This is a genomic window from Marinobacter persicus (genome assembly GCF_900114155.1).
GTDB lineage: Bacteria > Pseudomonadota > Gammaproteobacteria > Pseudomonadales > Oleiphilaceae > Marinobacter > Marinobacter persicus.
This window is the reverse complement of record NZ_FOSC01000003.1, coordinates 111,353-135,507: the sequence shown is the minus strand read 5'-3', so window position 1 is coordinate 135,507 and position 24,155 is coordinate 111,353. Positions and strand designations below refer to the sequence as shown.

At 55.7% G+C, this 24,155-nt stretch carries 22 protein-coding genes and 1 tRNA gene; 10 read left to right on the top strand and 13 right to left on the bottom strand.

Annotated elements, in window-relative coordinates; translation table 11 throughout:
* Nucleotides 1-18: 18 nt before the first annotated feature.
* On the bottom strand, nucleotides 19-1,611 hold the full coding sequence (locus BMZ63_RS04285) for a BCCT family transporter (protein WP_091702129.1): 1,593 nt from the start codon (nucleotides 1,609-1,611) through the stop codon (nucleotides 19-21).
* A gap of 183 nt (nucleotides 1,612-1,794) precedes the next feature.
* Between BMZ63_RS04285 and BMZ63_RS04280 the strand changes: the two genes are divergently transcribed.
* Both BMZ63_RS04280 and BMZ63_RS04275 read left to right on the top strand, forming a co-directional pair.
* On the top strand, nucleotides 1,795-3,438 hold the full coding sequence (locus tag BMZ63_RS04280) for an FMN-binding glutamate synthase family protein (RefSeq protein ID WP_091702126.1): 1,644 nt from the start codon (nucleotides 1,795-1,797) through the stop codon (nucleotides 3,436-3,438).
* Between the two features lie 108 nt (nucleotides 3,439-3,546).
* Nucleotides 3,547-3,623: transfer RNA gene (locus BMZ63_RS04275), tRNA-Pro, on the top strand.
* 287 nt (nucleotides 3,624-3,910) lie between these two features.
* Here BMZ63_RS04275 and BMZ63_RS04270 read toward each other — a convergent pair.
* The 3 genes from BMZ63_RS04270 to BMZ63_RS04260 are packed head-to-tail and all read right to left on the bottom strand — an operon-like array spanning nucleotide 3,911 to nucleotide 9,653.
* Nucleotides 3,911-7,033, bottom strand: a complete 3,123-nt coding sequence (locus tag BMZ63_RS04270; protein ID WP_091702123.1) for an efflux RND transporter permease subunit — start codon at nucleotides 7,031-7,033, stop codon at nucleotides 3,911-3,913.
* The gene (locus BMZ63_RS04265; protein WP_091702120.1) at nucleotides 7,030-8,328 is read right to left on the bottom strand and encodes an efflux RND transporter periplasmic adaptor subunit; all 1,299 of its coding nucleotides are present in this window, start codon (nucleotides 8,326-8,328) and stop codon (nucleotides 7,030-7,032) included. The genes BMZ63_RS04270 and BMZ63_RS04265 overlap by 4 nt, the downstream gene beginning before the upstream one ends.
* A 5-nt stretch (nucleotides 8,329-8,333) precedes the next feature.
* A complete protein-coding gene (locus tag BMZ63_RS04260; RefSeq protein WP_091702117.1) occupies nucleotides 8,334-9,653 on the bottom strand; it encodes a TolC family protein in 1,320 nt (439 codons plus the stop codon).
* Between the two features lie 220 nt (nucleotides 9,654-9,873).
* Between BMZ63_RS04260 and BMZ63_RS04255 the strand changes: the two genes are divergently transcribed.
* Entirely contained in the window at nucleotides 9,874-10,167 is a 294-nt protein-coding gene (locus BMZ63_RS04255; RefSeq protein WP_091702115.1) for a hypothetical protein, read from the top strand.
* Between the two features lie 54 nt (nucleotides 10,168-10,221).
* Nucleotides 10,222-10,455 carry a hypothetical protein gene (locus BMZ63_RS04250; RefSeq protein WP_143072195.1) on the top strand — a complete coding sequence of 78 codons (234 nt, stop codon included), beginning with the start codon at nucleotides 10,222-10,224 and terminating at the stop codon, nucleotides 10,453-10,455.
* A gap of 331 nt (nucleotides 10,456-10,786) precedes the next feature.
* Here the strand turns inward: BMZ63_RS04250 and BMZ63_RS04245 are convergent, their stop codons facing one another.
* Genes BMZ63_RS04245 through BMZ63_RS04235 form a run of 3 tightly spaced genes read right to left on the bottom strand, consistent with a single transcriptional unit; the run spans nucleotide 10,787 to nucleotide 12,738 of the window.
* The gene (locus tag BMZ63_RS04245) at nucleotides 10,787-11,437 is read right to left on the bottom strand and encodes an isoprenylcysteine carboxylmethyltransferase family protein (protein WP_091702109.1); all 651 of its coding nucleotides are present in this window, start codon (nucleotides 11,435-11,437) and stop codon (nucleotides 10,787-10,789) included.
* Nucleotides 11,427-11,630, bottom strand: a complete 204-nt coding sequence (locus BMZ63_RS04240; protein ID WP_227663510.1) for a DUF2933 domain-containing protein — start codon at nucleotides 11,628-11,630, stop codon at nucleotides 11,427-11,429. Before BMZ63_RS04240 ends, BMZ63_RS04245 begins: the two co-directional genes overlap by 11 nt.
* 37 nt (nucleotides 11,631-11,667) lie before the next feature.
* On the bottom strand, nucleotides 11,668-12,738 hold the full coding sequence (locus BMZ63_RS04235) for a YncE family protein (RefSeq protein WP_091702107.1): 1,071 nt from the start codon (nucleotides 12,736-12,738) through the stop codon (nucleotides 11,668-11,670).
* Between the two features lie 157 nt (nucleotides 12,739-12,895).
* Between BMZ63_RS04235 and BMZ63_RS04230 the strand changes: the two genes are divergently transcribed.
* Entirely contained in the window at nucleotides 12,896-14,191 is a 1,296-nt protein-coding gene (locus BMZ63_RS04230; RefSeq protein WP_091702104.1) for an ATP-grasp domain-containing protein, read from the top strand.
* 6 nt (nucleotides 14,192-14,197) lie between these two features.
* Here the strand turns inward: BMZ63_RS04230 and lgt are convergent, their stop codons facing one another.
* The 3 genes from lgt to cadR all read right to left on the bottom strand — a co-directional run bounded on the left by lgt (nucleotide 14,198) and on the right by cadR (nucleotide 16,680).
* A complete protein-coding gene (gene lgt, locus BMZ63_RS04225) occupies nucleotides 14,198-14,998 on the bottom strand; it encodes a prolipoprotein diacylglyceryl transferase (RefSeq protein ID WP_091702102.1) in 801 nt (266 codons plus the stop codon).
* Between the two features lie 58 nt (nucleotides 14,999-15,056).
* Nucleotides 15,057-15,515 (bottom strand): ATPase, encoded by a 459-nt coding sequence (locus BMZ63_RS04220; RefSeq protein WP_091702099.1) that lies wholly within the window; start codon nucleotides 15,513-15,515, stop codon nucleotides 15,057-15,059.
* A 757-nt stretch (nucleotides 15,516-16,272) separates the two neighbouring features.
* The gene (gene cadR / locus BMZ63_RS04215) at nucleotides 16,273-16,680 is read right to left on the bottom strand and encodes a Cd(II)/Pb(II)-responsive transcriptional regulator (RefSeq protein ID WP_091702096.1); all 408 of its coding nucleotides are present in this window, start codon (nucleotides 16,678-16,680) and stop codon (nucleotides 16,273-16,275) included.
* Between the two features lie 95 nt (nucleotides 16,681-16,775).
* Between cadR and BMZ63_RS04210 the strand changes: the two genes are divergently transcribed.
* The 5 genes from BMZ63_RS04210 (at nucleotide 16,776) to BMZ63_RS04185 (ending at nucleotide 20,891) form a co-directional block, all read left to right on the top strand.
* The gene (locus BMZ63_RS04210) at nucleotides 16,776-17,672 is read left to right on the top strand and encodes a cation efflux transmembrane domain-containing protein (RefSeq protein ID WP_004364974.1); all 897 of its coding nucleotides are present in this window, start codon (nucleotides 16,776-16,778) and stop codon (nucleotides 17,670-17,672) included.
* Between the two features lie 3 nt (nucleotides 17,673-17,675).
* Complete coding sequence (gene lspA, locus BMZ63_RS04205) at nucleotides 17,676-18,188, top strand: signal peptidase II (protein WP_003821921.1); 513 nt, start codon at nucleotides 17,676-17,678, stop codon at nucleotides 18,186-18,188.
* Between the two features lie 21 nt (nucleotides 18,189-18,209).
* Entirely contained in the window at nucleotides 18,210-19,499 is a 1,290-nt protein-coding gene (locus BMZ63_RS04200; protein WP_091702093.1) for an ISL3-like element ISPpu12 family transposase, read from the top strand.
* Between the two features lie 119 nt (nucleotides 19,500-19,618).
* On the top strand, nucleotides 19,619-20,122 hold the full coding sequence (locus BMZ63_RS04190; protein ID WP_091702091.1) for a DUF411 domain-containing protein: 504 nt from the start codon (nucleotides 19,619-19,621) through the stop codon (nucleotides 20,120-20,122).
* A gap of 46 nt (nucleotides 20,123-20,168) precedes the next feature.
* Entirely contained in the window at nucleotides 20,169-20,891 is a 723-nt protein-coding gene (locus tag BMZ63_RS04185; RefSeq protein ID WP_091702088.1) for a cytochrome c biogenesis CcdA family protein, read from the top strand.
* A 249-nt stretch (nucleotides 20,892-21,140) separates the two neighbouring features.
* On the opposite strand, the gene BMZ63_RS04180 is transcribed toward BMZ63_RS04185, so the two are convergent.
* The 3 genes from BMZ63_RS04180 to BMZ63_RS04170 are packed head-to-tail and all read right to left on the bottom strand — an operon-like array spanning nucleotide 21,141 to nucleotide 24,130.
* The gene (locus BMZ63_RS04180; RefSeq protein ID WP_091702086.1) at nucleotides 21,141-21,527 is read right to left on the bottom strand and encodes a DUF302 domain-containing protein; all 387 of its coding nucleotides are present in this window, start codon (nucleotides 21,525-21,527) and stop codon (nucleotides 21,141-21,143) included.
* 16 nt (nucleotides 21,528-21,543) lie between these two features.
* Complete coding sequence (locus BMZ63_RS04175) at nucleotides 21,544-23,910, bottom strand: heavy metal translocating P-type ATPase (protein WP_091702083.1); 2,367 nt, start codon at nucleotides 23,908-23,910, stop codon at nucleotides 21,544-21,546.
* Nucleotides 23,903-24,130: a DUF805 domain-containing protein gene (locus BMZ63_RS04170; RefSeq protein ID WP_091702081.1), complete on the bottom strand. Its 228-nt coding sequence runs from the start codon at nucleotides 24,128-24,130 to the stop codon at nucleotides 23,903-23,905. Before BMZ63_RS04170 ends, BMZ63_RS04175 begins: the two co-directional genes overlap by 8 nt.
* Nucleotides 24,131-24,155: the final 25 nt, after the last annotated feature.

Below are 24,155 nucleotides of genomic sequence, written 5' to 3'. Positions count from 1 at the left end.
AGGCGCCTGCGTCCGCAATCAGAGCAGTTCGCCCCGCTGCAGCAGCAGTTTTCTTTCATGGGTCAGGCCCTTGAGCAAGCCCCAGGTCATGATCAGCAGAACCACCGTAAACGGCAGCCCGGCACTGATGGCCACGGCCTGGATCGCCCCGAGCGCATCATCACCGCCACCGAAAATCAACGCAGCAGCGATGGCACTTTCCATCACCACCCAGAACACGCGCTGAGCAGTCGGTGCGTCGGTTTTACCACCGGCGGTGATGCTGTCGATCACCAGTGAGCCGGAGTCCGACGAGGTCACGAAGAACACCAGAACCAGCACGATGCCCACGAAGGACAGGATGCCGGTCATCGGCAGTTGCTCGAACATCTGGAAGGTCGCCAGCGGTACTTCGGTCAGACCATCCTGAGCCAGTACGCCAATGCCCTGCTGGATCTGCTCCAGAGCGGCGCCACCAAAGCTGCTCATCCAGACAATGGTGATCACGGTCGGGATAATCAGTACGGCTGTCACGAATTCGCGTACCGTACGGCCCTTGGACACACGGGCGATAAACATGCCAACGAACGGTGACCAGGAAATCCACCAGGCCCAGTAGAAGACAGTCCAGCCCTGGAACCAGGCTTCGTCGTCACGGCCAAACGGGTTGCTCAGTGGCACCGCGTTGGTGACGTAGCTGGAGGATGTCACCCAGATGGTTTCGAGGATGGACATGGTCGGACCGGCGAAGATCACGAAGAACAGCACCACACCGGCGGTGGCCATGTTGATGTTACTGAGAATCTTCACACCACCATCCAGGCCACGCAGTACCGACACCAGCGCAACCGCGGTTACACCGACAATGATGCCCATCTGGATATTGGTGCCGGAGCCGATACCGAACAGATAATCCAGACCCGACGCCGCCTGCTGGGCACCGAAGCCAAGAGAGGTTGCCAGACCGAAAATGGTCGCGACCACCGCCAGTACATCGATGATGTGCCCCGGCCAACCCCATACCTTGTCTTTCAGCAGCGGGAAAAACGCCGAACGGATGGTCAGCGGCATATTCTTGTTAAAAGCGAAGAACGCCAGTGACAAGGCCACGACTGCATAAATCGCCCAGGGGTGCAGGCCCCAGTGATAGATAGTCGCACCCATGGCAAGGTTCTGAGCTTCCGGCGTTTCCGGAGTCACGTTGAACGGAGTTTCATACCAGCCGGTATAATAAGCGACCGGCTCGGCCACCGCCCAGAACATCAGGCCGATGCCCATGCCGGCGGCAAACAGCATGGCAAACCAGGAAATCCGCGAGAATTCCGGCTTTGCATCCTGACCACCAAGGCGTATCTTGCCCACGGGCATGAAAATCAGTGCCAGGCTGACCACCACAAAGATATTGGCACTGAGCAGGAAGAACCAGTCAAAACTGGCGATAATGTCCCACTTGGCGCCATCCAGAATTTCCTTGGACTGCGCCGGAAACATCAAGGTGCCGATAACAAACAGCACCACGATGACAGCGGTAACCGGGAAAACCCAGTTATGGAGGTCCAGGCCTAAAGGATTAATATTATCCTGGCCTGCAACGTAATCCGTCTGATACTCGTCTTTCACTACCTCGCCCACGTTAGGAGCCTCCTGATAATGGTGTGATTTTGCTGAATACGTGTTCGGATTTTTATCATTAAAATGGAACCCGGATATTACAGGCGCGCAATGCTATTACTTTGACGCCCAAACATCAAAAAAGACGCACTTGCATCTAACACCTGAGCATAGCCAAAACCCGCCAAAAGCAAAGGAGTACCCATGGCGAAAACCACCACTGTCCCGCTGCGTTATGGCGTATATGCCGCCAGCGTCGCCGGTCTGATCATCTCACTGCCAATCACCCTGTGGGCCGGCGCCGGTTATTTTATTCCACTGATCTTTGCGGCACTGTCGGCTCTGGGTACCTATGATCTGCTTCAGCGGCGCCATACCATCAGCCGCAATTATCCGATTATGGCCAATTTCCGTTATCTGTTTGAATCCATTGGCCCGGAAATTCGCCAGTACTTCATCCAGTCCGATACCGAAGAGCGGCCGTTCTCCCGGGAACAGCGTGCCATTGTTTACCAGCGCGCCAAAGATGTACTGGATAAACGCCCGTTTGGCTCACAACTGCAAATGTACGAGGAAGGCTTCGAGTGGATGAGCCACTCGATGACCCCCACGAAAATCGACAACAGTGACTTCCGCATTGTGATCGGCAAAAACTGCGAGAAGCCCTACAGCGCCAGTGTGTTCAACATTTCCGCCATGAGTTTCGGGTCGCTCTCCGCCAATGCGATCCTTGCCCTCAACGAAGGTGCCCGTAAAGGCAACTTTTTCCACGACACCGGTGAAGGCTCCATCTCCCGCTACCATCGCCGTCCCGGTGGTGACCTGGTGTGGGAAATCGGGTCCGGTTACTTCGGCTGCCGCAATCCTGACGGCACTTTCAACGAAGACATGTTCAAGAAAAACGCCTCCCTTGATCAGGTAAAAATGATCGAGGTAAAACTCTCACAGGGCGCCAAGCCCGGCCACGGCGGCATCCTGCCCGGAGAGAAGGTCACCGAGGAAATTGCAGAAGCGCGAGGCGTGGAAGTGGGAGAGGATTGCGTGTCCCCGGCCAGCCATTCAGCGTTCTCGACACCGGTGGAATTGATGGAATTTCTGCACAAGCTGCGGGAGCTGTCCGGCGGCAAACCGGTTGGTTTCAAACTGGCCATTGGCCATCCCTGGGAATGGTTTGCCATGGTGAAGGCCATGCTCGTTACCGGGAAAAAGCCGGACTTTATCGTGGTGGATGGCGGCGAAGGCGGCACCGGTGCGGCACCGCTGGAGTTCATTAACCGCCTGGGCACACCGATGAATGAGGCCCTGCTGCTGGTGCACAACACGCTGGTGGGCACCAACCTGCGCGAAGACATCGCCATCGGTGCGGCCGGCAAAATCACCTCTGCTTTTAACATTGCCCACACCATGGCCCTGGGCGCCGACTGGTGCAATTCCGCCCGTGGCTACATGTTCGCCCTGGGTTGCATTCAGGCACTGAACTGCCACACCGGCCGCTGCCCCAGCGGCGTGGCCACCCAGGACCCGCGCCGGAGCAACAAACTGGACGTGCCGCTGAAAAGCGAGCGGGTATACAACTTCCACCGCAAAACCCTGGACGCCCTGCAGAATCTGCTGGAAGCCTCGGGCCTGAACCACCCTTCCGAGCTGGGTCCGGAAAACATCATTCGCCGGGTGTCGAAAACCGAGGTACACAGCTATCTGGATCTGTTCCCGTTCCTGGAACCCGGTTCCCTGCTGGAGGGCCAGACCGGCCTGTCAATTTACGACAAATACTGGACCGACGCTGATCCACACAGTTTTGAACCGCCGGTTTCCATTCAAAGGTTGCGGGAAACCAAGCTGCGTTAACGGGAAAGAATTTTAACCAGCCCCCTATTTATTTTTAGCGGGGGCTGGTGTAGACTTCGCTCCCGCTAAGCTACTGAAACAACCCTGTTTCTGTTGCCTAGCCGTTGACGGGGCGTAGCGCAGCTTGGTAGCGCATCTGCATGGGGTGCAGAGGGTCGCAGGTTCAAATCCTGCCGTCCCGACCAATCAGAAAGACAGAATAGGCCAATCCTTCGGGGTTGGCCTTTTTTGTTGTCTGTGCTCCTGATTCATCATTCCCCCACCGGCCATTTGACCGGAGTTACCTTGGCAAACCCGAAAGCCGGTGCTACCACCATCGGCGGACATGCGATTAAAACGCCACATCGGTTCATAAGTCTCTCCCTGGGATGTGGCAGTGATTCTGCCCCGTATTCAGTAAAGGCCTAAAACCGAATCGGGGCTGAAATCAAAGTCACTTGAACAACATTTATCTGCGTTTAAAGACCAGAGTTCACTGCGGAACGCGTCTGCTCTTCCAGAGGTAGAACAGCACGGGAATCACCAACAAAGCCAGAATAACCGCGGTGATCATCCCGCCCACCATCGGCGCGGCAATGCGGCCCATCACTTCCGAGCCAGTGCCACTACCGATCATGATCGGCACAAGACCACCAATAATGGCCGCAGCGGTCATCATGACCGGCCGAACCCGCAGGCCGGCCCCATGCAGCACCGCATGGCGAAGGGTTTCCCGGCGTGGTGACACCCCTTTGTGCTCACAGGTCTCCTGCATTTCCCGGTAGGACTGGTTGAGGTATACGAGCATGATCACGCCAATCTCAACCGCCACGCCGGCCAGAGCAATGAAGCCCACGCCTACCGCCACGGAGAAGTTGTAACCCAGCAGATACATCAGCCAGATGGCACCGATCATTGCGAATGGCAACGTGCCCATAATGATGGCCACCTCGGCAAAGCGCCGGAAGTTCAGGAACAGCAGGATCACGATGATGGCGAGCGTCAGCGGCACCACGTAGGTCAGCTTTTCCTTGGCCCGCAACATGTATTCATACTGGCCTGACCAGGTCACCGAGTAGCCTGCGGGCAGGTCCAGCTCGTCGCTGACAATATCCATGGCCTGTTCCACGTAGGTGCCCACATCCACGCCTTCGATATCCACGAAGGTCCAGCCGTTCAGGCGGGCATTTTCGCTCTTGATTGCCGGCGGGCCGTCTTCTATCCGGATATCCGCCACATCGGCCAGGGCAATTCGCTGGCCCGAGGCGGTTACGATGGGAAGCTGCTCCAGTTTCTCGGGCGAATCCCGGTAGTCTGCGGGGTAACGCAGGTTGATCGGGTAACGCTCAAGCCCTTCAATGGTTCTCGACACATTGATGCCGCCAATCGCCGAGGCAACAACCTGCTGAACATCGGCAATGTTGAGGCCATAGCGGGCGGCACGCTCCCGGTTGATATCCACCTTGATATAACGCCCACCGGCGACCCGCTCTGAATACACGGAGGCCGTACCGGGAATGTCGACCATGACTTGCTCAAGACGCTTGCCGATGTCCTGAATCACGGCAAGGTCCGGGCCTGCCACTTTGATGCCCACCGGTGTTTTGATACCCGTGGCCAGCATATCGATACGCGTGATGATCGGCATCACCCAGGCATTGGTTACCCCCGGGAACTGAATCAGGGAGTTGAGCTCCTGCTTGAGCTTCTCGGTGGTCATGCCTTCACGCCACTGGTCCCGGGGCTTGAGCTGGATGAAAGTCTCAATCATCGTTAACGGCGCCGGGTCGGTTGCGGTGTCCGCCCGCCCTACTTTGCCGAACACGGTTTCAACCTCCGGTAAGGTGGCGATCAGCTTGTCGGTCTGCTGCAACAATTCCCTGGCCTTGCCGATCGAGATCCCCGGATAGGTGGTTGGCATATACATCAAATCGCCTTCATCCAGCGGCGGGATGAATTCACTGCCAATTTTGGTGGCTGGCCACACACCCACAACCAGGGCCAGCAACGCTGCCAGAACGGTTGTTTTCGGGAACCGGAGCACCAGTTTCAGCGCCGGCATGTAGATGCCCACCAGCAGCCGGTTCACCGGGTTCTTGTGTTCGGGCAGCACCTTGCCACGGATGAAGTAGCCCATGAGCACCGGAACCAGCGTGACCGCAAGCGCAGCACTGGCCGCCATGGCGTAGGTTTTGGTGAACGCCAGCGGCGCAAACATCCGCCCTTCCTGCGCCTCCAGGGCGAAGACGGGCACAAAGCTGACGGTGATAATCAGAAGCGAGAAGAACAGCGCCGGCCCGACTTCCGAGGCCGAACGGGCGACCACCTCCCATCGGTTTTCCGGCGTGAGTGGCGTTCGCTCCATGTGTTTGTGCATGTTCTCGATCATCACGATGGCGCCGTCAATCATGGCGCCAATGGCAATGGCGATCCCCCCGAGCGACATGATGTTGGCGTTGATGCCCTGCCAGTGCATAACGATGAAGGCCATCAGAATGCCCACGGGCAGGCTGAGAATCGCCACCAGTGACGAACGCACGTGGAACAGGAAAACAATGCATACCAGGCCCACCACCAGAAACTCTTCCAGCAGTTTGAACCCGAGGTTATTGACCGCCCTTTCAATCAGGCCGGAGCGATCATAAACGGTGACCACTTCCACCCCTTCGGGCAGGCTGGATTTCAGTTCCTCCAGCTTGTCCTTCACGCCGTTAATGGTTGCCTGGGCGTTTTCACCAAAACGCATCACCACAACGCCGCCAACAGTTTCGCCGTTGCCGTTCAGCTCGGCGACACCCCGGCGCATCTGTGGACCGGTTTCCACTGTGGCCACGTCTTTCAGCAAAATAGGAGTGCCGTTGTCATCGAGGCCCATTGGAATCGATAGCAGGTCGTCGCGGGACTGGATGTAGCCCGAGGTTCGCACCATGTATTCCGCTTCGGCCATCTCGATAACGGAGGCACCCACCTCCTGGTTACCGCGTTTGATGGCATTCTGGATATGGGCCAGGGGGATTCCCAGTGCCCGCAATTTTTCCGGACTGACCTTGACCTGGTACTGCTTCACCATGCCGCCAAGCGCGGCTACCTCGGAAACACCGGGTACCGTTTGCAGCTCGTATTTCAGGAACCAGTCCTGAAGGCTGCGCAGTTCGCTCAGGTCATGCTGGCCAGTGCGATCAACCAGGGCGTAGAGATATACCCAGCCCACGCCGGTGGCGTCAGGCCCAAGTTGGGGCCGGGCCGAGTCCGGCAGGCTGGGCGCTACCTGGGAAAGGTATTCCAGCACCCGCGAACGGGCCCAGTACATATCCGTGTCTTCATCAAAGATGACATACACGTAGGAGTCACCGAAGAACGAGTAGCCCCGGACCGTTTCCGCTCCCGGCACCGAGAGCATGGCGGTGGTCAACGGATAGGTCACCTGGTCTTCGACCACTTGCGGCGCCTGGCCCGGGAAGCTGGTTTTGATGATCACCTGCACATCGGAGAGATCCGGCAGAGCATCCACTGGCGTCTTCTTCAGCGAATACAGGCCCAGGCCGGTGATGAGCACGGTGGCCAGCAGTACCAGAAAGCGATTGCGGATAGACCAGTGAATAACGGAGGCGATCATTGCTGGCCTCCGTCATGGTCCATGTTGCTGTGGTCCATTTCCGAATGGTCCATCTCCGGGTCCATGCCGTCGCCGGGTTGGGCAGACATTCGCTGGAAATCGGAGCTCTTGCTGGATTCAGAGTCGATCAGGAACTGGGCGGAGGTCACCACCATATCGCCCGGCATGATGCCGTCGAGTATTTGCGCGTACTGATCTCCCACCCGGCCGACAGTCACCTCAACAGATTTGAAAGCGCCCTCCTCCAGCGCCAGCACCAGGCGATCACTCTGCCCGGTGCGGATGACGGCTTCCCGGGGCACCAGGAATTCCCGGTTTCCCCGCTTGCCCTGAACCTCCAGGCGGGCAAACATGCCCGGCATCAGTTCACCGTCGGCGTTATCAAAACGCATCCGGACCCGGGCTGTGCGCGTATCGGGATTGACCTCGGGATAGACGTAATCCACCTCTCCGCGCCATTTCAGGCCGGGCATGTAGTCCAGTGTCATGGTTGCCCGGTTACCTTCCTCGACTGCAGAAAGCTGGCTCTCAAAGACTTCACCAATCAACCACACTTCATCGAGCGCAGCGATGGACAGCACCCGATCTCCGGGCTTGATGAACATTCCCTGGCGAACATTCAGGTTCTCGATCACCCCGGAGGCAGGGGCGTAAACCGTCATGGTTTTTTGTACCTTGCGGGTTTCCCGCAACTGCTTGATCAAACTGGCCGGCACGTTCAGCGCAGTCAAACGCTCAGACGCCGCGTCAACCAGACGCTGATTTCCCCGGTTCAAGGCCAGCAGCAATTCCTCCTGAGCGTTCACCAGCGTGGGTGAATACAGGGTGTAGAGTGGCTTGCCCTTCTCGACGGGCTCGCCCTCCGCTTTCACGTAGAGTGCTTCGATCCACCCCTCCACCCTGGGGTGAACGTGGGCCATTTCGTCTTCGTTGTACTGTACATAGCCCACGGTGGTGATGTTGTTTGGCAGGCGCCCCTTGATCACCGGTTCAGTGCGGACCCCCAGGTTGTTCACAACCGTTGGCGAGATTCGAACTGTACCGGCTGAATCATTGCCTGATCCGCCTTCCTCGAAAACCGGAACCAGATCCATCCCCATGGGCGATTTTCCGGGTTTGTCACTTTTGAAATTGGGGTCCATTGGTGCCACCCAGTAGAGGGGTTCCTGGCTTTCGGAGCTGGCAGTTTCAGAAGTCGGTGCTGTTCCGGTTTCAGTGGCCAGCCACCAGGCAGCCCCTGCTCCGGCAATGCCACCGAGCAACACAAAGCCCAACGGGCGAACGAAATTAGCCATGATGGTCAGTCCTGATAACGAGTCAGTGAAAGTGGGGTTATTTCAGAGGAGTCCGCGGTAAGGTATCGGAAACTCGCCAGATTCCTTGCACGTTCGGCCTTCATCTGTATCAGCTCAACCTGAGCATTGAGCTCGGCGATCCGGGCCCGCACGGCTTCGGCGAAATCGCCGTCGTCGTTGTCATAAGCCGAAAGCGCGGCACTGGCCTGCTCTTCCATTTGGGGCAGCAGGGTTTGCTGATAGAGGTTTATGCGGTCATCCAGCCGTTCAATCCGGGCCATGGCGGCACGGGCTTTGGCCTGAAGGCTCCGGATCTGCAGCAGGCGTTCCGTCTTCGCAGCTTCCAGTCGGGCCGCTGAGGCATTCAGGGTTCTGTCCTGGCGATTACCGGTGAAAATCGGGAGGTCGAAACCAACGCCCACCGAGAAAAGATCTGCCCTGTCCTGGCCGTTGGGAGCGCTGTCCCTGAACCCGTACTGGGCGGAGACCGACCATTCCGGCTTGTAGGCCTGCCGGGCCAGGTCCACATCGGTAGACTTTGCTTCTATCAACTGATCGGTAGCGCGGATTGATGGGTGACGAGTCAGCGCATTCGCCGTGGTCTCACGCCAGCCTGCAGGAAACGCCTGCAGCAGCTCTGTTGGCATCTCCTCGCTGACCGCGAGCCGGGCCTGTGCCGGACCAACCCACTCACCCAGAGACTCCTGACTTGAGGCGAGCTGTGAATTCAGGGTGGTTAACCGGTCCTCCAGGCGAGTCAGCTCCAGAGAGGCGCGAATAATATCCTGCTGCCTGGAGCCCATGGTCGCGGAGGTATAGCCGGCTTCGGCCACGTCGGCCAACTGCTCAAAGAGCCCCCGGTTCTGCTCGATAATCCGGATGCTCTGTTGAGACCGCCAGTGATCAAGCCAAAGATGGGTCACCGTTTCCATTACCTGCACCTGGCGCTGCTCACGGCGAAACGGCTGAATGCTGGCCATCTGCTGCATTTTCGCACTGGCCAGTTGCCGACTATCACCCCTGGGAATTTTCTGGCTGAAGCCAACCGTTGCCTGAGTCATCGCCTCCTGGCCGGTGTCGAAGGTATCCGTGGGCAGATTCGCCGCGCCAAGGGTTACGCGAGGGTCCGGTAATGCCCCTGCAGCAACGGACTCATCCAGCAGCGCGCTTTGCAGGTGCGCGCTCTGACGAAGCCAGGGATCGTTTTCGATGGCGGCATTGATTGCGCTGGTCAGTTGCAGTTCTGGTTCAGCCCGTGCAGGGAGGCTAATCAGCACCAGCACACCGACAACCGCCGATTTAATGAAGTGAGAGGGGATGGACAATTTGGATTCTCCACTGAACGTGTTTCCGAAGAGCAGATGTTATGTTCTCAACCTGAATCCAGCCTGAAATTTACTTGCAGCTTCCAAAATCTTGATCTGACTCAACTATTACTTGAAGCCGAAAAACATACATAAAATTTTTATTTTTTTATTTAAATTTCAGGGACGATTCAGGAACCGGTGATCTAATGAAATCACCAAGCCAACAGGAGGTGAAATCATGAAAAAGATATTTGCATTTGTAACCGCAGTTACTCTTTCAACATCTGCACTTGCAGGAAACGTTTCAAATGATATGGATAATGCGGGTACGGACCTTAAAGATAAAAGCGCTCTTGAGAAGATTGTAAATAATGACAGGCTTCAATATTTACATAAAGAAATGACGAATTACGGTTTTTCCGAATCCGGAATGGATGCTCGCTTACAAATGATGAGCAAAGAAGGAAAAGCCTATCATAGCGCCCTGGATAGATTGGAAGCTTCAAAAAAGGAGGATATGTCGGGGACCTGATTGCGAATATTCATTCACGAATAATGCATAGATAAACAGAAAAGGGATATGATAATGAAAGTTTCGATTATTGCAGTCGCCGTTGCCATAGCTTTCTCATCTGCCGCTAGTGCCAATTCCGGTCAAGCTGACCGAATAAACGAAGCACGCAGCTATCCAAACAAAACCATTGAGACACAGGATGTGCGCAAGACCTGTTTGCACCTAACGGAAAACCACGAAGAAATGCACGAAAAGATGCATTCTAAAATGAGTAATAATAAGTCCGGGAAAAGCAAGGAGTCATAACAAAACCTGAACTTTATGAAATTGCAGTTTTCCATTACAGTAGAATTGGCAGTCAGTCATTTTTACATGGCATGACTGCCTGATCGGACGTAGTCGCAAGTTTTTATTTTTGCATTGCGAATGGTCTCAGCCATTCTCAATTCCCGCAATATTTTTTATATTGCGGTTTTTTTTGTTTACACGAAAAAAACCGCAGCCAAGGCTGCGGTGAAAATTTCTGAGAAAACGCAAATGGAAAGCTAAAACTCTTACTAACCTCTGCTGAATTAAATTAAACCATATAAATCTGAAATGAGGCTGAAATTGTCATTTAGTTTCTCGGATTTTGGGTTCAAGCTTGGCGCCCCATCCCCCGCAATCGCGGGAAAAACCTTGGCGTCTTGTTCGCATAGTTTCGCCAGGCATCCCCGAACATCTTCTCAGTTTCACGTTCCTCACTGATGGATAATCGTGAATACATCCAGAGCAACACCGGGAACATGGCCAGGGTCAGTAGTGTCGGCCACTGGAGGAGGAAACCAGACATAATCAGAACAAAACCCACGTACTGCGGGTGACGGATATAGGCGTAGAGTCCGGTTGTTGCCAGATTCCCCGCTTTCTGAGCCGCGTACAGGGTGCGCCAGCCTGCGGCAATCAGGTAGAAACCTCCACCAATAAACACCGTACTTAACAGATGAAAGGGCCCAAAATGCGGGGAACCTTGCCAGCCAAACAGCATTTCGAGCAGATGCCCGCTGTCATGAGCCAGCCAGTTCACATCAGGATATTGTGACTGCAGCCAACCTGAGAGAAAGTAGATCGTCAACGGGAATCCGTACATCTCCGTGAACAACGCGACGAGAAAGGCACTGAACGCGCCAAATGAACGCCAGTCACGCTTTGTCTGTGGTTTGAAAAAACTGAAGGCGAAGAAGATGAAAATCGCTGAATTGAGTACCACCAACCCCCATAGGCCATAGTTCGGTAACTCACTGTTCATCTCGCTGATCTCCCTTCTTCCCTTGCGGGCCGTGGTGACCATGGCCACCATGCATGAATACATGGAGTAGCGGACACGCGAGAAGTATCAGCCAGGGCAAAGCCCCGAGAAGATGAACTTTGTGTTCACCCCAAAGCAAAATCAGCGCAATCACGAAAAATATTGCCAGTGTGATTTTGAAGCGTCGGTCCATAACTGTTCCTTTCATGAAGTAAACCGCCCATGCATGGTTACTGGCTATCAATCGATATCTGATGGCCAATCCCTTCCAGTGCGATCTCCTCGACAATAGCCAGGGACTCCGGGTCCAGAATCCAGAGCTTTGGCTGGCCACGGCTGGTAACCAGCAGGCTGCCATCGACGGGGGAAGTTGCGAGGTGGTAGGGAGCTGGCGCCAACTGCGCACTTTTGCGGGAATGATTGTCGAGCTCTATGCGAACGATTGTTTCATCGCCCTGACTGGTCGCAAAAAGGAACTTCCCATCAGCGCTGAGATCGAGACCATGAGGTGAGCCCCCGATGTCGTACCGCTTCGTCACAGAGCCTTCAGAAAGCTTGAGAGCTACCACTTCACCGGAAGCAACGTCGTTGACATAAAGATGATTGTCGTCGGGAGCAAGTACCATGTGCTCCGGCGCACCACCTATGCGAATATTCCGTTTCACGAACCAGTTCCGGGTATCCACTTCACTGATCGTGCCATTACCGGCATTGCTGACAAATAACGTCTGCCCATTGTCAGTCGTCGTTAGGTAGTTGGGATTGGGGCCGGTGGCTATCACTTCAGCAACTTCACCCGAATCCAGATCAACAACACTGATGCCGCCGCCCATTGGATGGGTGGAGACCGCATAACGGCCATCCTTTGTTACCAGAGCATGGTGCATCGGCCCCGGCACTTCGAATACGCGATCGGTGGCGTTGGTACGGGTGTCCACAACATAGATCCGACCAGTACCGGATGCTTCCGGAGCTGTGGTGTTACCGCCTCCATGATGGGCGGCATGCTCGTCTTCTGAGACCCCGGCTGGCCGGTCGGGTGTCTTTTGACCATCATGCGCCGTTAAGCTGCCAACAATCAGAAAGCGACCGTCCGGAGTCAGTGCGGAACCGTGGGTATTGACCGTGCCGGAGATTGTCGACGTTAAACGGTGATTTTCCAGATCCATCACAGCTACGGAATCTGCCTCCCCCATGGGGATGAAGGCCCGACTGCTGTCTGCCGACACCGTCAGTGATAGACTCATCAAAAGCGTTGCGGTCAGGCCAGCAAACCACTGGTTACGAAAGGGATGTTTCATGATGTCACCTTGTGATCAGAATGGCGGAATGGTGTTTATCGCCGGACGATCGTGCTTTCACGCATGCGACCATGAAGACACGTCAATGTCAGTTGAACACGGCAAGCTGAAACCTGGCTGAAAAGCTCTCAGAAATTTATTTATCATTGGTGCGTAAATGCCTGACGATCCCAGAGATATTCCGCAAACAGCCAATACCGACGCGGATCGGCTGAATCGTCATTGTTACTGCATCACCCTTGATCGGGATGCCCTCAACGCAAGCCTTCGGGACCAGTTTTCGGGCACCGGCATGGGGTTTCCAACAACAGAAGTTCCGGAACTCGATCAGTTCTTCGCAGACACAGCCGTTTTCGTCCCCACAGCTGACATCGTGACGATGGAGAGAGCCGTTGAGGCGATTGAGTCTGTGAGCAGATTTCCGTCTTACCTGAAGCAAGTCCTGTCGTGGGCTCCGGAAATCGCGCAGTTTGACCCCGGCCCTGTCGGTGCGTTTATGAGTTATGACTTTCATCTGGGACCCGAAGGTCCGCAACTGATTGAAATCAACACCAATGCCGGTGGCGCTTTTCTTAACGCCGTACTTGCCCGGGCTCAGCGCCGGTGTTGCCAGCCACCCCACGCGCCGGCAGTCAGTCCCGCGCTGGACAACTTCGACGATGCCGTATTCAACATGTTCAACGCCGAATGGCAAACGCAACGTGGGGATTCCAGGCTCAGCCGTGTGGCGATTGTGGATGAGGCCCCGGAAAGTCAGTTCATGTATCCGGAATTCCAGATGGCCCAACGACTCCTTTCAGCCCGGGGAATAGATACCCTGATTTTTGATTCTGCCGAGTTTGAATACGCCGATGGTGTGCTTACGGCGGGCGGGCAACACATTGACATGGTGTACAACCGGCTGGTGGATTTCGCACTGGAGTCTCCACGCCATGCAGCGCTGAGGCGTGCGTATCGAGACGGCGCAGTCGTGGTAACGCCCAACCCACGGACACATGCCGTGTTGGCGGACAAGCGCAACCTGACCCTCTTGTCGGACTCATCGACTTTGCGTGAATGGGGGCTGGATACCGAGAATGTGAAACTCCTGGAAAGAACAGTGCCAAAGGCAAGGCTGGTTTCCCGGGACGATGAGGCTCAGCTATGGCGTGATCGCCGCAGCCTCTTCTTCAAACCCGTTTCCGGCCATGGCAGCAAAGGGGTCTACCGGGGTGACAAACTGACCAAGCGTGTTTTCGAAAACATTCTTGAGGGCGATTATATTGCCCAGGATCTCGTTCCCCCGGGAGAGCGAGGCATCAGAATTGACGACACGGTAACGACCGGAAAAGTCGATATCCGTCTGTACACTTACGCTGGAAAAACTCTGCTTACCGCCGCCCGGATCTACAAAGGGCAGACGACCAACTTCCGAACGCCCGGCGGCGGATTTGCTCCTATCTTTCAGGTGTGAAAGCTATCAGGGCTTCGATATCGCCATGTTGGCAGCAGATTGGTTTCTGGACCAGGCAACCAAAACAAGCCCCCCAATGATCATCGGTAGTGTCAGTAGCTGCCCCATCGTCATCCAGCCAAAGGCGATGAAGCCCAACTGTGGATCGGGAAGTCGAACAAACTCGACGGCAAAACGGAAAACACCATAGAGCAAAAGGAACAACCCGGAGGCGGCTCCAGTTCGTCGAGGTTGGCGAGTGAACCACCACAGCACGATAAACAACACAACACCTTCCAGCACGAACTGATACAACGCTGAAGGATGCCGGAGCTCCGGGCCCATGTGAGGGAGCGCCAATGCCCAAGGGACATCTGTTACCCTTCCCGGGAGCTCGTGGTTGATGAAATTGCCCAGGCGCCCCGCGCCCAAACCGATTGGAACCAGAGGGGCTATAAGGTCCGTAAGCCGGAAAATGTGCAGATTTTGCTTGCGAGCAAAAACCAGGGCTGCAATCAGTACTCCGACGAAGCCTCCGTGAAAGCTCATGCCGCCTTCCCAGATTTTTAATAACCAAAGTGGGTTGTCGGCAAATTTTTCAAAGCCGTAAAACGCTGCGTAACCGAGCCGACCACCAAGTATCACGCCAACGACACAGTAAAAAATCAGTGTTTCAATAGCTTCGTTACTCAAACCCAACCGATGCGCCCGTCGACGACCCAGCCACCATGCGGCAAGAAAGCCAACAAGGTACATCAGTCCGTACCAATGTATTTGTAGAGGGCCCAGTGAAATAGCTATTGGATCGATTTGTGGATACTCAAGCATGAATTTTCTGCTTCCTGTGTCGGGGAACACGCGTGGCTCTCAACGCGTCGGCGGAGAATCACAGATCATCCATTCGGCCTATCTGTCGAGCCAGGCGCATAGACTCATTCTTTTCCATATCCAATAGCCCTCCCAGCAACTCACGGGCCTCTGGAATTTCTGCTTTTTCCCAAAGATTTCTATACAGATCCATCACTTGCTCATGAAAATCCATAACCTCGCGGTAGATCCCCTGAAAATCCTGTTTGGCGTAGGGTTCGTCACAGGTACGGTGAGTTTTTATCGGGTTATGTTTCAGATAATCGTAAACCCGAGTTTCAAGCGTATTGCTTGCACTTTGGTGTTCAAACTCATCGACAATCCGGGCCAGCTCTGACTCATGGGATGAAAGGTACTCCAGCAACGCCGTTGCCCTCTCCTCTTCATGACGTGTTGCACAATGCCCCAGACACTCAGCAAGGTTCTTATGCAAGTCTCTGGTCCACTCGATCAATTCACCGAAGGTTCTGATGTCCATACCGAATTTGCTCTCGTTAGGTTGAGTATTCTATGGAGTTAATCACAGCGGCCTGAATTCAAACTGAATGAACCGGCCAGGTCTGAGAGAACTTTGATCTGAATCCATGAACCGACCAACAATCGGAAGAAAACGTTTGGCCATGCTTGACGTGTGAGCCACTCAAGAGTTTTATAGTCAGACAGAGTTCAGCAATGAAGATGCCAACCCGAGCCAGGAAGCAGCGATGCCCACTAGCCCATTTATCACAGCACTACTAAGCATTCTGCTGTTGATTGGCGGCCCCAATCAGGGGCTCGCTGGCGTGGTAAGTGGCAAAACCGATAGCACACCCATCAACGCGAGTGACTGCAACGGAGCCGCCCACTCCCAAGCTGACGCCTCACGTATAAACCATTCTGGAATGCCTGAAGGTTGTGATGTCTCTGAGCAAGAACATTGTCGCCTGGCGGCACCTCACTGCGCCTCCCTGTCTATTCTCGGCATAATTACCAGAACACCAGCGCCCGCCATTGAACCCACAGCCGGAGCCAACGTGATTCCAGCTTGGGCCACGTACCACAGTCATACTCCCGACGTCCTGACCCCCCACCTGACGCTCTCTCCTGATCCTGATGCAGTTTTACGCCGAGTCAGAAGGCTTGGTGAACCGAATATCCGTTCATATTTAGGGTAAGCGGATTAAATGGTTGATCTTACCTTTGCATGAGAGTGAGACAGACCGGCATCTCATCGGATTATCTGGTTGATGCTTCACCTACTGCTGGTGCATGTTTCCTTCGCTAATTCCAGCAAGAACCCCACACGCCTCAACTTCCCGGTCATCGTTGCAACTCGCTCTCAGTGAAACGAGTTGTTTCTCAAGCGCTTGCAGAGCGGTTATCTGCGACCGCACATGAGAGATGTGATCATCGAGCAAGGCGTTGACGGCGGTACAAGGCTGATGAGGGTCGTCCTGATAGCTCTGTAGTTCGTGAATCTCAGCCAGTGACAGGCCCAGCATTCTGCAGCGACGGATGAAGGCCAGCCCCTCACCATGCTTCTCGGTATAGACACGGTAACCGTTGTCCTGCCGATCAGGCGGCGGCAACAAGCCCTGCTGTTCATAGAAGCGGATCGTCTGTGTTTCGACCCCTACCAACTGCGCCAACTGACCAATGCGCATCAGCCTCCTCCCCAACGGATTCTTTACTCTATTGACCTTATAGTAGCTTTATAGTTTTAAATGGTACCACAACATTGTTCAAGTGGAGTCGTATCATGAGCAAATCCTGTGGTGGCGCCTGTGGCGGTGATGCAACGTCCGCAGCGGATACCGATATACAGGCCTCCTCCGAGGCGCCAGGGAGATGGGTCAGTGTTTATGCCGTGCCGAAGATGGACTGTCCATCAGAAGAACGAATGATTCGCCTAGCCCTGAACGGCTTTGAGGAGATTCGGGCGCTGTCCTTCGACTTGTCGAACCGCCGGCTGAAGGTCGTGCATGACGGCGAGGTCGAGCCCGTCACCTCGAAACTGAAGACCTTGGGGCTAGGCGCCTCGCTTCAGGAAACCGTCGCTGCAAATCCGGAGACCATCAAGGCCGCCGAGTTTTCGGCAGCTTCTGCTAAGCAAGAATCCGGGACCCTGCGCTGGTTGCTCGGCATCAATGCACTTCTGTTCGTGGTGGAAATGACTGCCGGTCTGATCGCCCGGTCCACCGGCCTGATTGGAGAATCCCTGGACAATTTTGCCGATGCGGCGGTGTACGGGCTTGCCCTTTATGCGGTTGGACATAGCGTGAAAATGCAGGTACGTGCCGCGCATCTTGCTGGTGTACTGCAACTGATCTTGGCTGTGGGCGTGCTCGTAGAGGTGGTGAGACGCTTTGTATTCGGTAGTGAGCCTGAATCGCTGGTGATGATGGCTATCGCATTCGTCGCATTGATTGCTAATACCAGTTGTCTGCTGCTCATATCCAAACATCGGGAAGGCGGGGCGCACATGAAGGCAAGCTGGATATTCTCGGCCAACGACGTGGTGATCAACCTGGGGGTCATCACCGCCGGCGCCCTGGTCGCGTGGACCGGTTCCAATTATCCGGATCTGATTATCGGCACCATCGCGGGGGGCATTGTACTTAACGGTGCCAGACGCATTTTGGCGTTGAAGGGTTAAATAATGCTCATTATTGGCAAAAAGCTCTCGCCGTATGCCCTATTGTCCATATCGGGCCTGCTGGCAGCGTCTGATCAGGCTGTAAAGTGGCTGGTGCAGCAATCAATGGCCTATGGCGAGTATGTTTCGGTGACCCCGTTCTTTAACTGGGTGCACCTATGGAACACCGGTGCCGCATTCAGTCTTTTTGCGAATGGTGGAGGCTGGCAGCGCTACTTTTTTATCGGAATCGCGGTAGTGGTCTCGATTTTTCTGATCAAGCTGATCCTTGAAAATCGTCATAAAGGAGAAGCCATCGCTTACAGTCTTATCCTCGGTGGCGCCATGGGCAACCTGATTGACCGGGTCTTTCGCGGCTATGTTGTGGATTCCTTTGATTTCTATTGGCGAGACTGGCATTGGCCGGCCTTCAACCTGGCTGATATTGCAATTGTCCTCGGTGCCTTACTTTTCGTTTCCAGCAGCTTGTTGGGTAAAAAAGCAAACACCAATGCCGAGTCGGATGGATCTGACTGACACCTACGCCTATACAACACCATGACCGAACTTCCCGACAACATCCTTCACCTGCCGCAATACCAAGTAATGGGCTGCAAATCAACCGACGACGAAATGCACTTCCAGGTGGACGTGCCCGATCCCATCGCCTGCGAGGAATGCGGCGTGCAGGGTGAGTTCGTACGGTTCGGCAAGCGTGACGTTCCCTATCGTGATCTGCCCATCCACGGCAAGCGGGTCACTCTCTGGGTGGTCCGCCGCCGATACACCTGCCGGGCCTGCAAGACAACATTCAGGCCCCAGCTACCGGAGATGGTGGACGGATTCCGTATGACACTGCGGCTGCATGAGTACGTGGAGAAGGAATCCTTCAACCACCCCTACACCTTTGTGGCGGCACAGACCGGCCTGGACGAGAAGACGGTGCGCGACATCTTCAACGCCCGCGCCGAGTTCCTGGGGCGCTGGCACCGCTTCGAGACGCCCCGCATCCTGGGCATTGACGAGCTATACCTGAACAAGCGCTACCGCTGCATTCTGACCAACATTGAGGAGCGAACCCTGCTCGACCTGCTGGCCACCCGCCGCCAGGACGTGGTGACCAACTACCTGATGAAGCCGAAAGACCGGCAGAAGGTCGAGATCGTCAGCATGGACATGTGGAACCCCTACCGGGCAGCGGTCAAGGCTGTGCTGCCCCAGGCCCGTATCGTGGTCGATAAGTTCCATGTGGTGCGCATGGCCAACGATGCCCTAGAGAGAGTGCGCAAGGGCCTCAGAAAGGAGCTGAAACCGTCCCAGAGCCGGACTCTCAAGGGAGACCGGAAAATCCTGCTGAAACGCGCTCACGAAGTCTCAGACCGGGAGCGCCTCATCATGGAGACCTGGACAGGCGCGTTCCCGCAACTGCTGGCCGCCTACGAGCACAAGGAGCGCTTCTACGGCATCTGGGACGCCACCACACGGCTCCAGGCAGAAGCCGCCCTGGACGAGTGGATAGCCACCATCCCGAAGGGCCAAAAGGAAGTCTGGAGCGATCTGGTCAGGGCAGTGGGAAACTGGCGCGAAGAGACCATGACCTACTTCGAGACGGACATGCCCGTCACCAACGCTTACACGGAGTCCATCAACCGACTGGCCAAGGACAAGAACCGTGAAGGGCGCGGTTACTCCTTCGAGGTGATGCGGGCACGAATGCTCTACACCACGAAGCACAAGAAGAAGGCACCGACTGCGAAGGTCTCTCCTTTCTACAAGAAAACCATCGGTTACGGACTGCCGGACTTCGCAGAGGAACTCAACTACGGAGTCGATCTATCAACCATCTGAGGGTGGTATCAGATTGATGGGGTGAAGGTGCCCCATCAACCATTAAATCCGTATACCCCATATTTACAGGCAGTGTTGGTAACACCGAGTTATGCCGGTATGCCTGTCAGGAGATCACTATGAAAACCAGAAACAAGACAATCATCGCAGGTTCGGCAGCTCTGGCCATTGGTGCAGTTGCTGTTGGGTTCAAACTCCAGGCCTCAGAGCCAGCCACCGACAGTGCTGTTTCGGGTCAAACGGCTCACACCATTACTGTATATAAGAGCCCAAGCTGCTCCTGTTGTGCAGGCTGGGCAGAACATCTTGAACGCAACGGTTTTGACGTAAACGTAGAGGACACCAACAACATCAGCGAGATCAAAACCAAGCACCAGGTGCCGAGCGAATTGGGCTCATGCCATACGGGGCTGATTGATGGTCTGGTGATTGAGGGGCATGTGCCGGCTGCCGATATTGTCGCCTACCTGGAAAACCCCCAGTTCAATACGGTAGGACTTTCAGTGCCTGGCATGGTCCAGGGCAGCCCCGGCATGGAAACGGGCACGAAGCAGGACTATCAGGTGATTGCCTTCCGTGCCAACGGCCAGCAAAGCGTGTTCCGCGAACATGAAGACTACTGACGTCGGCCCCAGCTACCGGGAAAGTCACTGATTTCGGAGTTTTTGAATGCCGGATCTTGCAACCTGGGGCATTCTGGCCGCTTTCTTCGGCGGTCTGGTGTCCTTTTTCTCACCTTGTACTCTCCCGCTCGTGCCGGGCTACTTGTCGGTCGTTACCGGTGGAGCGGTGACTGAGGCCTCGAATCGGCTGAAAGCATTTTGGCTGAGCGTCTGTTTTGTACTCGGGTTCAGCGTGGTTTTCGTCGCGCTGGGCGCGAGCGCCAGTCTTCTGGGTCAGTGGCTGATGGCCTACCGGCAGGAAGCTAACCTGGTAGCCGGTGTGCTGATTATCCTTATGGGCCTGTTCATGCTGGGCTGGTGGAGCATGCCGGCACTTCAACGCGACTGGCGAATGGGGCAGACGCTCGAAGGCGGACGGCCGACAGCGGCCTTCGTACTGGGTCTGGCGTTTGCCATCGGCTGGACGCCTTGCATTGGCCCCATACTCGGAGCCATATTGGCGCTCAGCTCCACTCACGCCAACGCTGAAACAGGAATGCTGTATCTTACGGTGTATTCGCTCGGGCTGGCACTGCCCTTCCTCGGAACGGCAATGTTTTTCGAGCATTTCCGGGAGCGCATGCGGTGGTTCAGTCGCTGGAGCCGGTTATTGCGAGCTCTGGCGGGCTTGGTGCTCATCATTATGGGTGTGATGGTATTGACCGGCCAGATGACACGCTTCGCTTCGTGGATGTTGTCCGCCTTTCCAGTGCTGAGAGAACTTGGTTAGGTGTTGGGGTGATCGCATAGCATTGGCCAGACGGGACACTAGACGAGGAACTATGGCGGCAGCAAAGAGCAGGGACTTGCCGGCACGCCCTTGCCCGGTTCTCTGTGCGTCCGGCCGATACTGCGGGCAAGGCCGTAAAGGCTCAGAACCACACAAACGGTGCCAATGCTACGCCCACAAGTAGAACGTACTCATCGTTCTCCCCACGCACTTCAGAGCGATATTAAATAATACATCCTGTCTGAGTAATCAGATCGCCTGAATAACCTTAGAAAGCTCATCCCTGACCTTCCCGGCAACCTGCTTGAGCTCGTCATTATCAATGGCGGACATGGAAGCCACGGGGTCTACCGCACTGACTTCTACCCCCTCTGACACTTCACGGAGAATGACGTTGCAAGGCAGCATGGCACCCACACGAGGCTCCACGCCGATGGCTTCCCAAGCCATGCTTGGGTTACAGGCCCCAAGAATTCGATAGGCTGACATATCCTTGTCCAGCTTTTTCTTCATGGTGGCTTTGACGTCAATTTCCGTCAGCACCCCGAAACTGTGGTCGGAAAGTGCCTTGCGCGTCCTTTTATCGACCTCTTCGAAGTCGGCATCCGTGATGATTCGATTGATTGTGTAAGGCATAGCTGTCTCCAGAAATTCAGTGTTTCGGCCCAAGTTTGACCACCCTTAATCGTAGCGCATTCACAATCACACTGACTGAAGACAGGGACATCGCAGCCGCTGCAAAAATTGGCGACAGCAGTATGCCGAAAAACGGATACAGAACCCCCGCCGCAATGGGTACACCGGCAGAGTTGTAGACAAAGGCAAAGAACAGGTTCTGCCGGATATTGCGCATGGTCGCCAGGGACAACCGGCGTGCTTCCACAATGCCCATAAGATCGCCCCTCAACAGGGTGATGCCGGCACTTTCAATGGCCACATCGGTGCCGGTGCCCATGGCCACGCCAACATCCGCGGTCGCCAGGGCGGGCGCATCGTTCACGCCGTCTCCGGCCATCACTACGATGCGGCCTTCGTCTTTCAGGCGCTGAACGATCTTGCCCTTGTCTTCGGGCAAAACTTCCGCTTCCACTTCATCAATATGCAGCTTTCGGGCGACCGCCTCGGCGGAGGTGCGGTTATCGCCGGTCAGCATGACGACCCGGATGCCATCTTTCTGCAGGGCGGAAATGGCGGCTTCCGTGGTCTCCTTGACCGGGTCGGCGATGGCGAGCAAGCCGCAGATTTTTCCTTCCACTGCCACGAAAATCACGGTGGCTCCGTCCTCGCGGAGTTGGTCGGCTTCCTCTTCCGATTCCGCCGTATCGACGTTTTCGGATTCCATCAGCAGGCGGTTACCAATCAGTACCTGCCAGCCATCAATTTTGCCCGTTACCCCTTTGCCGTTAGGGGAGTCAAAGTCTTCAGCGTCCGGTAGCTTCAGCTCCATGGCCTTGGCTTTATCGAGAATGGCGTGGGCCAGTGGGTGCTCGCTACCCTTCTCCAGGCCTCCGGCAAACCGCATCAGTTCTTCCTCGCTGAACCCTTCCGAGGGAACGAGCTTGGTCACCTGGGGCTTGCCTTCGGTCAATGTACCGGTTTTGTCCACCACCACAGTGTCGACTTTTTCCATGCGTTCCAGGGCTTCGGCATCGCGGATCAGAACACCGCTTTGGGCGCCCCGCCCGACACCGACCATAATGGACATGGGCGTAGCCAGACCCAGGGCACAGGGGCAGGCAATAATCAGAACACTCACCGCCGCAATCAGGCCGAAGGCCATCGGCGGTGTTGGCCCGAAGAAGGACCAGGCAATAAAGGCAACAACGGCAATGACGATTACCGCTGGCACAAAGTAACTCGCCACCTTGTCCGCCAGGCCCTGGATGGGCGCGCGACTGCGCTGGGCGCTGGCCACCATCTGCACAATCTGAGACAGCATGGTATCCCGGCCAACCTTGTCGGCCCGCATGATGAAGCTACCCTGCTGGTTGATGCTGCCACCGATCACCTGATCACCGGATTTCTTGCTGACCGCCAGAGGCTCTCCCGTCACCATGGATTCATCCACGTTGGAGCTGCCTTCCAGTAGCTCGCCATCCAGCGGCACCTTGTCCCCCGGGCGGACGCGCAGGCGGTCGCCAACCTTGACCTGATCCAGTGACACATCCGATTCGCCGCCGTCATCATCCAGCTTGCGTGCCGTGGCGGGCGCCAGGTCGAGCAGAGCTTTAATGGCGCCGGAGGTTTTCTCCCGGGCTCGCAATTCCAGCACCTGCCCCAGCAACACCAATACGACAATGACCGCCGCTGCCTCGAAATACACGGCAACGGAGCCATCTTCCTGCCGAAAAGCATCCGGAAAGATTTGAGGGGCCAGTGTGGCCACCAGGCTGTAGATCAACGCCACGCCGGTACCGATGGAGATCAGCGTGAACATGTTCAGGTTACGGCTGACCACCGATTTCCAGCCCCGGACAAAGAAGGGCCAGCCACACCAGGCCACCACGGGGGTGGCGAGGACCAGTTGAATCCAGTTGGAGGTTTGTGGCGCCACGATATGATCGAGCCCGGTCAAGTGGCCGCCCATTTCAAGGATCAATACCGGTAGAGACAGCACCAGGCCAATCCAGAAGCGGCGGGTCATATCCGTGAGTTCTTCGGAGGGGCCGTCATCCAGGCTCACTTCCTCGGGTTCCAGAGCCATGCCACAGATAGGACAGTCCCCTGGACCCTGCTGGCGAACCTCCGGATGCATGGGGCAGGTGTACATAGTGCCCGGTGCTACCGGCTCTTCCCGCTTCTGCTCCTCGCCGAGATACTGTTCCGGGTTTTCGTCAAACTTCGATTGGCAGCGTGATGAGCAGAAGTACCAGGTTTTACCGTCATGCTGGCTGCGATGGTCCGCCGTGTGCGGATCCACCGACATGCCACAGACCGGATCCTTAACCGTGTGTTCGCCGGATTCGTCGTGGTCATGGTTGTGATGGTCGTGGTGATGCACGTGTTCGTGTTCAGCCATTACAGTCTCCAGTCTTGTCTGCCGGCCATTCGGCAAACGCGAGGAAATAGAGCAAAGCGAGGTTAATAACGGGTATCAGTATCAGAAAACCCAGCCATCCCGAATACCCCGTGCGCTGGCAAATACGCCAGGCCGGAATGACGGCGACAATGGCAATTACCAGCATCCAGAGCCAGTGCCCTGCCCACATGGTGTTACCGAACATATGACCTTCCATCATGTGACGAATCTCCGTTCCGTTGACT